11 protein-coding genes are annotated in these 12,553 nt (G+C 32.9%); 7 read left to right on the plus strand and 4 right to left on the minus strand.

Annotated features, from left to right (window positions below; translation table 11 throughout):
* Window positions 1-605 precede the first annotated feature (605 nt).
* From A9G11_RS10855 to mmuM, 3 genes are all read left to right on the plus strand, one after another.
* Window positions 606-2,135 (plus strand): DUF945 family protein, encoded by a 1,530-nt coding sequence (locus A9G11_RS10855; protein ID WP_065619635.1) that lies wholly within the window; start codon window positions 606-608, stop codon window positions 2,133-2,135.
* A gap of 97 nt (window positions 2,136-2,232) precedes the next feature.
* The gene (gene mmuP / locus A9G11_RS10860; RefSeq protein ID WP_065619636.1) at window positions 2,233-3,636 is read left to right on the plus strand and encodes an S-methylmethionine permease; all 1,404 of its coding nucleotides are present in this window, start codon (window positions 2,233-2,235) and stop codon (window positions 3,634-3,636) included.
* Window positions 3,623-4,567, plus strand: a complete 945-nt coding sequence (gene mmuM, locus A9G11_RS10865) for a homocysteine S-methyltransferase (protein ID WP_065619637.1) — start codon at window positions 3,623-3,625, stop codon at window positions 4,565-4,567. The genes mmuP and mmuM overlap by 14 nt, the downstream gene beginning before the upstream one ends.
* Before the next feature lie 1,292 nt (window positions 4,568-5,859).
* On the opposite strand, the gene A9G11_RS10870 is transcribed toward mmuM, so the two are convergent.
* Together A9G11_RS10870 and A9G11_RS10875 are read right to left on the minus strand one after the other, a co-directional pair.
* On the minus strand, window positions 5,860-6,282 hold the full coding sequence (locus A9G11_RS10870) for a hypothetical protein (protein ID WP_065619638.1): 423 nt from the start codon (window positions 6,280-6,282) through the stop codon (window positions 5,860-5,862).
* A 910-nt stretch (window positions 6,283-7,192) separates the two neighbouring features.
* Entirely contained in the window at window positions 7,193-7,807 is a 615-nt protein-coding gene (locus A9G11_RS10875; RefSeq protein WP_065619639.1) for a riboflavin synthase, read from the minus strand.
* A gap of 323 nt (window positions 7,808-8,130) precedes the next feature.
* Here A9G11_RS10875 and crcB point away from each other — a divergent pair, with 323 nt between their 5' ends.
* Window positions 8,131-8,508, plus strand: coding sequence for a fluoride efflux transporter CrcB (crcB, locus tag A9G11_RS10880; RefSeq protein WP_065619640.1), 378 nt, complete (start codon window positions 8,131-8,133; stop codon window positions 8,506-8,508).
* A gap of 102 nt (window positions 8,509-8,610) precedes the next feature.
* Window positions 8,611-9,000, plus strand: a complete 390-nt coding sequence (locus A9G11_RS10885) for a cell division inhibitor SulA (protein WP_065619641.1) — start codon at window positions 8,611-8,613, stop codon at window positions 8,998-9,000.
* A 120-nt stretch (window positions 9,001-9,120) separates the two neighbouring features.
* Here the strand turns inward: A9G11_RS10885 and A9G11_RS10890 are convergent, their stop codons facing one another.
* A complete protein-coding gene (locus tag A9G11_RS10890) occupies window positions 9,121-10,182 on the minus strand; it encodes an NAD(P)-dependent alcohol dehydrogenase (protein ID WP_065619642.1) in 1,062 nt (353 codons plus the stop codon).
* 803 nt (window positions 10,183-10,985) lie between these two features.
* On the opposite strand from A9G11_RS10890, the gene A9G11_RS10900 reads away from it, so the two are divergent.
* Together A9G11_RS10900 and A9G11_RS10905 are read left to right on the plus strand one after the other, a co-directional pair.
* Window positions 10,986-11,417: a hypothetical protein gene (locus tag A9G11_RS10900; protein WP_065619644.1), complete on the plus strand. Its 432-nt coding sequence runs from the start codon at window positions 10,986-10,988 to the stop codon at window positions 11,415-11,417.
* Window positions 11,418-11,420: 3 nt separating this feature from the next.
* Window positions 11,421-11,879 (plus strand): MarR family winged helix-turn-helix transcriptional regulator, encoded by a 459-nt coding sequence (locus A9G11_RS10905; RefSeq protein ID WP_065619645.1) that lies wholly within the window; start codon window positions 11,421-11,423, stop codon window positions 11,877-11,879.
* Window positions 11,880-12,011: 132 nt separating this feature from the next.
* On the opposite strand, the gene A9G11_RS10910 is transcribed toward A9G11_RS10905, so the two are convergent.
* Entirely contained in the window at window positions 12,012-12,437 is a 426-nt protein-coding gene (locus tag A9G11_RS10910; RefSeq protein WP_065619646.1) for a hypothetical protein, read from the minus strand.
* Window positions 12,438-12,553: the final 116 nt, after the last annotated feature.

Genomic DNA, 12,553 nt, shown 5'->3' on the forward strand with positions numbered 1-12,553 from the left:
TGGTGGTGATGTTGAAGGTATTTTTTAGAAGTTGTTTTTAGCAAAGATTTCGATGATGTAAAAGTAAACAATAGTAGTATAAATAGGATCTTTTAGATAAAAAAATCAAGAGAAATTGGCAAAAACTATTGATCCTCTTTCCTCAGCGTTAATGAAGAAAGAGGATCAATTGTAAAGTTCATTGCATAACATTCATGCTCAAACAGTGGTCACTACTGTTAAAATCCAATATTATATAACTTATTATATTTTAACAACTTTTCTAAAATATTAATCTACCCTAACTCGTTTAATGTCAGACCAGCATAGTCGGTACTATTTCTAAAAGTGTTTAATACAATAAAGAAGTAGTACCTGCTGTTTGGTTAATACCATTTAGATTAATACTCAGCAGTGAGGTAATGATTGATGAGAAGATCGTTTCATGGTTCGTTGGGTAAAGTGTTTGAAATAGTGATATAACTTAAATATTTGATAAAATAAATGCATTACTATAATATCAATCACACTAAATGTTATTTATCTATTGCCATATAATTTTTAGTTCAATATATCGAAAATGGCTAACACAACAATATTAAAAGATTAATAAAAAAGAGGAAATAATGAAAAAGGCTTCACTGATAATTGGCTTCATTGCTTTATTAGTCTTTGGTTATGTTGGTTTAGCATGGTTCACTGGTAATCAGATTGAAAAGAATATTGATGCTCAAATCATTCAATTAACGCAACAACTCGAAATCAAACAAGATAAATATAATATTACTGACACTAAATATGATATTGGCATCTTTTATAGCAATTATCGAAAAAACCTCTTTTCGACTCAATTACATCTTACTGTAACGCTTAAACCTATAACCCGTTATGATTCAGATCTAGAGCCTCTAAAAATATTTGACGATAATGTCACTATTCATCATGGTCCGTTTCCAATTGCGGCGCTATCAAAAGGCGTTTTCACTCCACAAATGGTCTGGATAGACTATCAAACGACAAAGCAAGCTTCGCCTGAGCTTTGGAAACTTGCCGGCAATCAACCGTTTATCACGGGTTATGCGGGTATCAGTTATTTTAACGATATTCAGGTTAAACTTAGCAATAAAGCTATTTTATATAAACCGACTGAATCATCTGACATAGAAGAGCAGTTTGAAATTTCAAAAGGTGATTGGTCTTTCACATCTATGAAAGAGTCTTCTAACATATTAGCTAATATACAATTAGACCATTTTACCTATACCAACCAAGACTATCCTTATTCAATCCAACTCAACAAATTTAATTTAACATCCAAGCCGAATAAAGAAAACAGAGCGGTGAGTTATGAACTTAATACCGAGAATATCTCTTATTCTTCTAATGATCGATATTACAAAGAAGAGAACTACTTTCTCACTAATTTGAAAACAACAGTCAATATTAATGATGATAATGATTTTTCTAATTTAGCATTTGCGATTGATATAGATAAATTTGTTTATGTTCTAAATGAATCCGAATCCATTTCCATTACCATAAATCAATTAGCTTTCAATTTAAAAAATAGATCAAATACTGATAATTTCAATGACGGTTCATTAACTTCAAGTATTGGTTCACTTATTGCGGGTAAACATAATTTAGGAACTGGCGTTATTAACTTTGATTATCAAAATATCAATCCTAATCAATCACCACCTTGTTTATTTTATTTAAAGCATTGCATTGAAAATAATAAGGAAGGTAAAAATTTTACCTTATCCTTAAATAAGTTTAATTGGCATACTGAGGTGGGGGATATCAATATTCGTTTTATTTTTGATTATTTACCCGCGATAGAAAAGGACCAAATATTATCCGACATAGAGAGAATTAATGAGTTTAAAGTGAATGTTGATGTGCCACTTGATGTGTTAAATTCGATATTCACCAAAGTAAGAAATTGGCAGACCTCACCGATTCCTCAAGAAAAAGATGAGAGTAGAAATGTAGAAGATTTCTTAAAATGGCTTTTTAGCAAAAATATAATTTTTACTCTTAACAAAGGAGACACCAAAGGATTATTTTCTGATATTGATTGTTCAAGAGATAGTCAAATAATGAAAGCTAATGGTAAAACGTATATTAAAGAAGATTTTTTTGATCGTCTGTAATACTTAAACAACGGTAAATTTTAGCATCAATTAACATTGCTCCAACATAATTGTGAAGGAGTATTTTTTAAATAATTAATCATATAAACCAAAAATTATGAATACAAATTCACCCTCTGCAACTGAAAATCAATTTAAACGTACCATGAAAACACGACATCTCATCATGCTATCGCTTGGTGGTGTTATTGGTACTGGTTTATTTTTTAATACCGGCTACATCATTGCGACTGCTGGCGCCATTGGTGCAATCATCGCTTATTTAATCGGTGCTTTGGTAGTTTATTTAGTCATGCTATGCCTTGGTGAGCTTGCTGTCGCCATGCCAGAAACTGGTGCATTTCATACTTATGCTTCCCGCTTTATCAGTCCTGGCGCTGGCTATACGGTTGCTTGGCTGTATTGGTTGACATGGACTGTCGCTCTGGGTTCAAGTTTAACCGCTGCCGGTTTATGCATGCAATACTGGTTCCCGACAGTACCGGTTTGGGTTTGGTGTTTACTATTTTGCTTTGTCATTTTTGCGTTAAACATCATTACTGCACAATTTTTTGCTGAAAGTGAATTTTGGTTTTCGATTATTAAGGTCATCACTATTATCATTTTTATTCTTGCCGGTAGCGCGGCTATATTTGGTTTTATTCCGATGAAAAATGGTATGCCCGCGCCATTTTTACATAATATAACTGATTCAGGATGGTTCCCAAATGGGATCATCCCAATCATTATGACAATGGTATCTGTCAATTTTGCATTTTCTGGTACAGAGCTTATCGGAATTGCTGCGGGTGAAACACATAATCCAGAAAAAACGATACCTTTAGCGATTAAAACGACTATTTTACGGCTTATCATCTTTTTTATTGGTACTATTTTAGTCCTTGCTGCCCTATTACCTATGGATCAAGCCGGCGTGATCAAAAGTCCTTTTGTGATGGTATTTGAAAATATCGGCGTCCCTTATGCCGCTGATTTTATTAATTTTGTTATTTTAACTGCTATATTATCGGCAGCTAATTCCGGCCTTTATGCATCTGGGCGTATGCTATGGTCTTTATCGCATCAAGGCACTTTACCCAAGTGTTTTGGCAAATTAACCCCAAAAGGTATTCCTGCTATCGCCATTACTGTTAGTATGCTTGGTGGTTTATTAGCTTTGTTTACCAGCGTTATCGCTCCCGATACTGTTTTTGTTGCGTTAACCGCGATTTCCGGATTTGCAGTTGTGGCAGTGTGGCTCAGTATCTGCCTTTCACATTATTTCTTTAGAAAACAGTTATCATTAACTGAATTGAACGCTTTAAGATATAAAGCCCCTTTTTACCCATTAGTACCTATTTTAGGTTTTGTTTTATGTTTGATTGCTTGTGTGGGTCTTGCTTTCGATCCCGAACAACGTATTGCACTATACTGTGGAATACCCTTTGTTATAGTTTGTTTTATTGCTCATCACTTCACACAAGCTTTCAAAAAGCGAGGCATCAAAAATGAAAATCAATAATCCTATTGCTTCTTTACTTAAGCAGAAAAATTACATTATTGTGGATGGTGCGCTTGCTAGCGAATTGCAACGACGAGGTTGTGATCTTAATGATAGTTTGTGGTCAGCAAAAGTTCTAATTGAGCAACCAACGTTAATTAGTCAGGTTCATTATGACTATTTCAAAGCGGGCGCAGACTGTGCCATTACTGCCAGCTATCAAGCCACCCCTCTTGGTTTTTCTCAAAAAGGGATCGGTTTAGCTCAATCCATTGAGCTTATCCAAAAAAGTGTAACGTTAGCTCAACAAGCAAAACAGCGTTATTTAAATGAGATAAAGCAAGAAAAGCCGCTGCTTATTGCAGGCTCTGTTGGTCCTTATGGCGCTTATTTAGCCAATGGCTCAGAATACACTGGTAACTATAAGCTTAGTGAATCGCAGTTCATTCGTTTTCATCGTGAACGTATTCAAGCGCTGATTGATGCTAAAGTGGATTTATTGGCTTGTGAAACCTTACCCTCTTTTGCAGAAATCAAAGCATTAACTAAACTTATCGCACAGTATTCAACAATCACTTGTTGGTTTTCATTAACCTTACAAGATGCTAATCATCTTAGCGATGGCACGCCTTTAACTTCAGTGATTGAGTATTTAAATAAGGTTGATCAAGTTGTTAGTATTGGCGTCAATTGTATAGCTTTAGAAAAAGTCACAGCCGCGCTCGCTACATTTCACAAATTAACCACCAAGCCCCTGATTGTTTACCCTAATTCAGGTGAACAATATGATCCTATAACTAAGCAATGGCATAAAAATCATCAGCATAACTGTACCTTTACCAATCAATTAGCTTCATGGACCAGACTTGGTGCAAAATTAATTGGTGGTTGCTGCCAAACCACACCCGAAGATATAGTGGAAATAACGCACCTTTTAGAAAGTAAACAATAGGATCATAGTTGTTAAAAAGTTTCAGGTTAGCTATAAGTATCATATAAAAGCTGAATTCAACCGTTAAGAGCGTTATAACAGGCATAGATTGTAAAAAATATTCAGGAGTCTATACCGTTTCATTTTTGTTGATGCGGCTAAATTCAACAGTTAAATGCCGATAGGTGATTAATAGCTTTCAGATTAAATGTCGAACGCGGTTAACTAAGTAGACATCATTGGCCATTGGTAAAGATATTTCAGGTTAGCTATAAGTATCATATAAAAGCTGAATTCAATAATTAAGAGCGTTATAATAGGCATAGATTGTAAAAAATATTCAGGAGTCTATACCGTTTCATTTTTGTTGACGCGTTAAATTCAACAGCTAAATGCCGATAGATGATGAATAGCTTTCAGATTTAATGTCGAACGCGGTTAACTAAGTAGACATCATTGGCCATTGGTAAAGATATTTCAGGTTAGCTATACATTTGAGTATCATATAAAAGCTGAATTCAATAGTTAAGAGCGTAATAACAGACATAGATTGTAAAAAATATTCAGGAGTCTATACCGTTTCATTTTTTATTGATGCGCTAAATTCAACAGCTAAGTGCCGATAGATGATGAATAGCTTTCAGATTTAATCTCGAATGCGGTTAACTAAGTAGACATCATTGGCCATTGGTAAAGATATTTCAGGTTAGCTATATGTTTCAGTATCATATAAAAGCTGAATTTAATAGTTAAGAGCGTAATAACAGGCATAGATTGTAAAAAATATTCAGGTGTCTATACCGTTTCATTTTTGTTGATGCCCTGAATTCAACAGCTAAGTGCCGATGAATGATGAATAGCTGTCAGATTTAATGTCGAATGCGATTCACTAAATAGACATCATTGGCCATTGGTAAAGATATTTCAGGTTAGCTATATGTTAGAGTATAAAGACCAAACATTATCATTTCGATAATGTTGGTAATGGATAATGACTTGTAATTACCCCATTCTATGCATTTAGATCTAAATTCATTTTTCCTCAGCTCATATCTGCATTTACTAAAATGATCTACATCTGATTTATAATTGGATGTGAATTCACCGTCGCAATAAAATATGATCTGTTCTGGGGCAGATTTATATAGCTAAATTAGTTTTTTTGCGGTATTAAATTTTGTACTGAGTGAGCAAGAAACAGAATAAATAAGAGGATAATAAGTAGTCTTTTCATAAGTCCATTTATGAAAAAAAAGCCTGATTTTTTAACTCAGGCTAAAGAAAATTCCTATTTGATTAACTTATAACGCATGTTATTGTTTTTGACAACTGCTATTATCCACATGAATGACAAAAGGCTTGTCATCTCCAATAGAATATACATAAGATAACCCATTTGGAAATCCCTTTTTACTCAACTTGAGCATTATGTTTACATTTTCACTTGTATCGCAGTATTTAGTTATTGCATTTCGTCTGAGGGTAGCTCGTGATGTTTCATCATTAAAGTCATCTTTTGAAACATTTTTAAGGCTTAATTGTAAGAATAATTCATTGTTATCTTTATAAACATCTTGTAAAACAGTGTATTCGTTTAAATTCTGAGGGACTATTTTTTTCCAGGTTTCTATTACTCTATCCTGTATTGAATTCAATTCTTGGTCTGATAAATTCTGTTCGTCAGCAGCAATAACAAAAAATGGAGTAATTAAGAGAATTAACAATATTTTTTTCATATTCATTACCTCTAGAACAATTATGCCTAATGATAACAAAAATAGTGTAGAAAAGTATCTAAAAATATTTAACTTTTGATGCTATTAAATTTTACAGAGAAAACAAAAGTCCTATTAATTGAGGCTTTCTTTAAAATTAGAGTTATCTATGGCATATTTTTGGCAAAGCGCTTTAACCGCAATGCCAGCTTTGGCTTCTTTTAAAATAGATACAAATTGATGTTCTGACATTTTTTCATATATAAATCCTCTTTTGCTTTTATCCTAGAGAATGTGCTACGTGTTTATGTACTATTTTAGAGCATATTTACAAGTATAAAAACCAAAGCTGAATCTAACAATTAAGCGAGTTATAACAGGCATAGATTGTAAAAAATATTCAGGAGTCTATACCGTTTCATTTTTGTTGACGCGTTAAATTCAACAGCTAAGTGCCGATAGATGATGAATAGCTGTCAGATTTAATCTCGAATGCGATTAACTAAGTAGATATCATTGGCCATTGGTAAAGGTGTTTCAGGTCAGCTATATGTTTCAGTATAAAAACATCAGTATAAAACCAAAGCTGACTTCAACAGTTAAGATAATTATAACAGGCATAGATTGTAAAAAATATTCAGGAGTCTATACCGTTTCATTTTTGTTGATGCGTTAAATTCAACAGCTAAGTGCCGATAGTTGATTAATAGCTGTCAGATTTAATCTCGAACGCGATTAACTAAGTAGACATCATTGGCAATTGGTAAAGGTGTTTCAGGTCAGCGATACGTTTTAGTATGAAAACCAAGCAAACATCATCACTTCGATAATGTTTGCAATGAGTAATAAAATAGAGGCAAGTTTTTACTACTTTTTTTGAGCATTGCCAGATAGCATTTGCCTAAATTGATTCAATTAAGAACAAATTGACTTAATTTAACTTTTTGCTGGCAAGCACTCGTTCAACGGTATCAACAATTGCCCGGGTTTGTGAATCAATTTCAATATTTACCTTGTCACCCACCTTTTTAGTGTTCAAGGTAGTAATCGCCAGTGTTTCTGGGATAAGATGAATTTCAAAACGATTCTGTTTAATATCGCCTATTGTTAAACTTGCACCATCTATACCAATGAAGCCTTTATATAATACATATTTCATAAATTGCTCAGGTAGTTCTAATGTCATTTCACAGTTAGTCGCTGTTTTTTGGATATCAACAATTGTTGCTGTGCAAGAAACATGTCCTGACATAACATGTCCGCCAATTTCATCACCATATTTGGCACTTCGCTCGATATTAACGTAGTCATTGATTTTTTTATCACCTAAGGTGGTTAAGGCAAGTGTTTCTTCCATAAGGTCAAAGGTAACCCAATCATCTTCAAATCCGGTCACTGTTAAACAGCAACCATCATTGGCAATTGATGCACCAATTTCAAGATTACTGGTTAATTTATGTGGAAATTTAACTTTATAAGTGCGTAATTTATCTTGATCTAAAATATCGATAATTTGACCTACCCCTTGAACAATGCCCGTATACATATAATCTCCCCCTATAATATCCATAACTGGATCTACTTTAATACAAAAACACAATTCGCAACAAAATACTATTTATTGGATTAATTCTCAATGATTAATTTTAAGTGCTATAACCCCAGATTGGTTTAATCGACTTAGTGGTAAATTTGCTATAAATCCACTTTATAGCTAAAAAGATACCTATTTTTATTTTCAACTGTTATGATCGCTTTTGTCTTAATATGATTTGAACAATCAATGGTAAATCATATTCACCCTAAGCGTTGATAATCTAAAAATTATGTTTATGAGAATATGACTCAATTTATTAAGGATCGTTTTTTATGCTAAAACTCATTATTGCAATTTCGATAGGCTCGGTGGCTGGTGGATTATTTCGTTGGTTTTTATCATTAAAATTAAACGTAATCAATTGTGTTATTCCATTAGGAACGCTACTGTCAAATTTAATTGCTGGTTATATTATTGGCTTTGCTATTGCCTTTTTTAATCATTCAAATCTTTCACCGGAGTGGCGTCTGCTGGTTATTACCGGTTTTTGTGGAGGATTATCAACTTTTTCAACCTTCTCCGCTGAAATCGTCAATTTTCTACAAGAAGGACGTATTGCTTGGGGACTGACAACGATAGTTATTCATGTCATTGGATCAGTATTAATGACTCTATTAGGCTTTTGGTCATATCAACTGTTACGTACTTAAAACAATTTTAAACAGATCCAGTAACAAAAAAATAAATAGTATTTACAACCGCGAATTACTGTATTAATATACACTGTATATAAATACAGTGTCGAGGTTATTATGCTTATTGAAGATTTCCCACAACAATTTATGACTGTAAACTTTGAGTCACCATTTCAACAAGTTTTACAGCAACAAAAACCTTTATTATGTTCGTTTAATAAAGCTAAAAAATGGCAGTTATGGTTATCCGATCGTCCAATGTTAAAACGATCATGGATAAATATTGCCGGTCTTGATAAGCAAAAGGTAGTACATTTGGCAAACCTGAATAACGATAACTTAATTTCTACCATTGAAAAAGCATTGCGTAGCAAAACTTGCAGTTATATCGTTGCTTGTATTAATCATCTTAGTGAACAAGATAAAAAACGAATACAACAAGCCGTTTTAACCAGTGATACCTGTTTGTTTTTAGTGCAAGATGATCAACAAATACAGTATCATTAATCGGTTAACTATTTAAGTAAACAGAAGTAGGATATTTAATTATTATCCTACTTTGTTAGATAAAGTTGTAGTATTGATTGACGTTAACTCATCAGGTTTTTGCCATTTTAAGATAGAAATTTATTTATCTTGTTTGAGTGACTGCATATCGATGACAAAACGATATTTAACGTCACTTTTCTTCATGCGGTCAAAGGCTTGATTAATATATTGGATATCAATAACTTCAACATCAGAACTAATATTATGCTCTGCACAGAAATTTAACATTTCTTGAGTTTCTGGAATACCGCCAATCATAGAGCCAGCAACAGTTTTTCGTCCAGAGATTAAATTAAAGCTATGTATAAAGGGATCTAGAGGTCCCAGATAACCTACTAATACAATGGTGCCATTTAACGATAAAGTTGAAATATAAGGATTGATATCATGTACATTAGGAATAGTATCAATAATGACATCAAATTTACCTTTCACTGACTTCATTTGTGCTTCGTCAGTAGATAACACAATATGATCAGCACCTAAACGAATGGCATCTTCTGATTTATTTTTTGAACGGGTAAACAGAGTTACTTGCGCACCTAATCCTTTAGCAAGTTTTATCGCCATGTGACCCAGCCCACCTAAACCAACAACGGCTACACGAGTATTTTTACCAACTTTCCAATGTCTAAGAGGTGACCATGTAGTAATACCGGCACATAACAAAGGTGCAGCACCTTCTAATGCAATACCTTTAGGGATGTTGAGTACAAAGCGTTCAGAAACAATAATTCTTTCTGAATAACCGCCATATGTTGGCATTTTATCTCGAGGATCTATGCTATTATAAGTTTCTATAAACCCTGCTTCACAATATTGCTCAAGTCCATGTTCGCAAGGTGAACAATGACGACAGGAATCAACAATGCAGCCTACACCTGCTATATCACCAACTTTAAATTTAGTGACATCAGAACCAATTTGAACAACTTTGCCTATAATTTCATGGCCAGGTACTAAAGGATATCGAGACATCCCCCAGTCATTTTCAACTTGATGAATATCGGAATGGCAAACACCACAATAAAGAATCTCAATTTCAACATCATCAGGACGAATATCCCTTCTTTCAAAATGTAAAGGAGCCAGATTAGATTTAACCTTAGTTACACCATAGCCTAGTACTTTTAACGTCATACAATATCTCCTATCATAAGTTAAATTGACATATTCCTATAAGATCACGGCGAGCATTTTATAAAGAGTTAGCGTAAAAGCAGGATGATAAAATGCGGATCATGAGCAAATGAAATGACAAACAATAACTGTTATCAATGACATTGTACTCGCTATTTGCTGATTAAACTCTATCTAAATTGTTTAATTATCAAATTAGCGCTAGCCTCTGTCAGTAATTACCTTGTTATCGCTGAAAATTGATATAAACAAGCAACATAATAATTTTTATCAATTAGTTATTAGCTATCTTATATTGGCTTTTTGTTTTTGTTTTTGTTTTTTTGAATAGAATAGATAAGATAAACAACATTAACAGATCTACACATAATATGGTTGCAATGAAATAAATGATTGAATAACACTCTTCTCTTTCATAATCGAATATAAATGCGTCAGGAGCATCACTAAGTAGATCAGCAAGATTACTTATCAAAATATATAATGCCAATAAACCGATACTCACTAGTACAACTATCGCTAGAATAAACAGTAGCATCAAAATCGTTTTTTATGCATGTGAAATTTCTTGTAAACGATGTTCATCTCTTAAGATTATAATTATTTTTTTACACATTTGTTTAATTGTTTTATTTCATTCAGTTTTTTTCAATATTGATTATCATCATGTCTAATGCCTTGTACATTTCAATCACATTAAAGATCTTTTAATTAAATCAAAATCAGTTAGTAACGATATTATTGGATATAAAAATAATACGTGATATTATAATAAGTACACTTATTATATTAAGGAAAAAACAATGTTACCAATATCTATCACTTTTACTCTTCCTACCATAGCGAGTCCTGACAAAATTTGGCAATATTATACTCATCTTTCATTAAGAAAATTATGGGAAACAGATCTTGAAGCGTTTACCCTACAAGGAGAAATTGCAACAGGCGTGAAAGGCTTATTTAAACTGCAAAATATGCCTGAAATGGAAGTAACCTTATCAAAAGTTATTATTAATGAGCAATTCACTGAGCAATTTGTAATGGCTGATATAGGAAAACTATATTTTTCTCATCAAATAATAAAGATCTCGCCAACTCAATATGCACTTAAATCAGAAATAACTTTGCAGCCAGATGAACAAATGGATGATAAATCCTGTTATGATTTTCTAAAAAATATTTCTGATGATATTATTGATAAAGCATATCGTTTGAAAAGTCTCATTGAAAGGTAAATTATGGCAAAAGACAATAAGTTCTTATCTCAATTCCAAAAGGATTCGGATTCAATCGGTTTTTTATTTATGAGAACTTATTCGTCTTGGCATAATGCAATTAAAAAATGTTTAAAAACACAGTCGATTACTCATCCACAATTTGTGGTACTCGCCACTCTGGCCTATTTATCACAACAACCGGAAGAGATAACGCAGGTTATTTTAGCTAATCAAACTAATATTGATGTCATGACCATTTCACAAATATTAGAAAATCTGGAAAAAAAGGCTTTCATTATGCGTACCACTTCAAATAAAGACAGTCGGGCAAAATCAATAACATTAACCCAAAATGGGTTTGATATGGCAAATAAAACGGTACCATTAGTAGAACAGATAGATAAGGATTTTTTTTCCAAACTTGGAAAAGGCACCCAGCAATTTAATGATATGTTACTGACCTTATTAAAAGATCAGTAAAAAATAGAGTTATTCATTGATGAATAATCGTCTAAAGGTATGAACCGGTCAGCATTATCATCCTGTCTTCATTGCCACACCAACCATATCCTTGAACCATTATGATAGATTATCTTTCGATCTATTTAGATATTAATTGGTTTGGATGATTTCAGTAGTACCTGTAGGTTCAGTCGTTAACCTCATTATCATGGTTTGATTGGGTATTAGTGTGAAATTTCGATCGCGTCGAGGTGGTATATTGTAACTGCATAAGCCTGTAGTTGCTAAAATTGAAGCGCCCATTTTTACCTCTCCACTTGGAACATAAAATGATGCGCGTTCTTTAATATCAAATTTGGCAACTTCATTGCCATTAATATATAAGTTTACATAACAACTACTGCCCAAAGCACCTTTATCACGAATGAAAATTAAATTGGTAGAATTTTTAACATTTTGCTGATACATAAAAATCCTCTCAGCAGGAACATCTTTAATCTCATTTGAAGCTGGTTGAGAGGTCGTACATCCAATTAAGGTGATACTAACTAAACTCATTATTAAAAACTTAATCATACCATTTCCTTATCGAGTAATTTTAGGTAATAGTATGAGATTTAAACAACTTAAGCAATAACAAAACATCACAAAAGCAGGTTGGCAAACTTAACTTCATGGTCAATGCTAACGAG

The sequence above is a fragment of the Gilliamella sp. wkB108 genome (genome assembly GCF_001690195.1).
Taxonomy (GTDB): domain Bacteria; phylum Pseudomonadota; class Gammaproteobacteria; order Enterobacterales; family Orbaceae; genus Gilliamella; species Gilliamella apicola_L.

What these genes read in the sequence shown, in the direction of transcription:
- A9G11_RS10855 (WP_065619635.1), top strand. Translation starts at nt 606, where the DNA reads ATGAAAAAGGCTTCACTGATAATTGGCTTCATTGCTTTATTAGTCTTT.
- mmuP (WP_065619636.1), top strand. Translation starts at nt 2,233, where the DNA reads ATGAATACAAATTCACCCTCTGCAACTGAAAATCAATTTAAACGTACC.
- mmuM (WP_065619637.1), top strand. Translation starts at nt 3,623, where the DNA reads ATGAAAATCAATAATCCTATTGCTTCTTTACTTAAGCAGAAAAATTAC.
- A9G11_RS10870 (WP_065619638.1), bottom strand. Translation starts at nt 6,282, where the DNA reads ATGAAAAAAATATTGTTAATTCTCTTAATTACTCCATTTTTTGTTATT.
- A9G11_RS10875 (WP_065619639.1), bottom strand. Translation starts at nt 7,807, where the DNA reads ATGTATACGGGCATTGTTCAAGGGGTAGGTCAAATTATCGATATTTTA.
- crcB (WP_065619640.1), top strand. Translation starts at nt 8,131, where the DNA reads ATGCTAAAACTCATTATTGCAATTTCGATAGGCTCGGTGGCTGGTGGA.
- A9G11_RS10885 (WP_065619641.1), top strand. Translation starts at nt 8,611, where the DNA reads ATGCTTATTGAAGATTTCCCACAACAATTTATGACTGTAAACTTTGAG.
- A9G11_RS10890 (WP_065619642.1), bottom strand. Translation starts at nt 10,182, where the DNA reads ATGACGTTAAAAGTACTAGGCTATGGTGTAACTAAGGTTAAATCTAAT.
- A9G11_RS10900 (WP_065619644.1), top strand. Translation starts at nt 10,986, where the DNA reads ATGTTACCAATATCTATCACTTTTACTCTTCCTACCATAGCGAGTCCT.
- A9G11_RS10905 (WP_065619645.1), top strand. Translation starts at nt 11,421, where the DNA reads ATGGCAAAAGACAATAAGTTCTTATCTCAATTCCAAAAGGATTCGGAT.
- A9G11_RS10910 (WP_065619646.1), bottom strand. Translation starts at nt 12,437, where the DNA reads ATGATTAAGTTTTTAATAATGAGTTTAGTTAGTATCACCTTAATTGGA.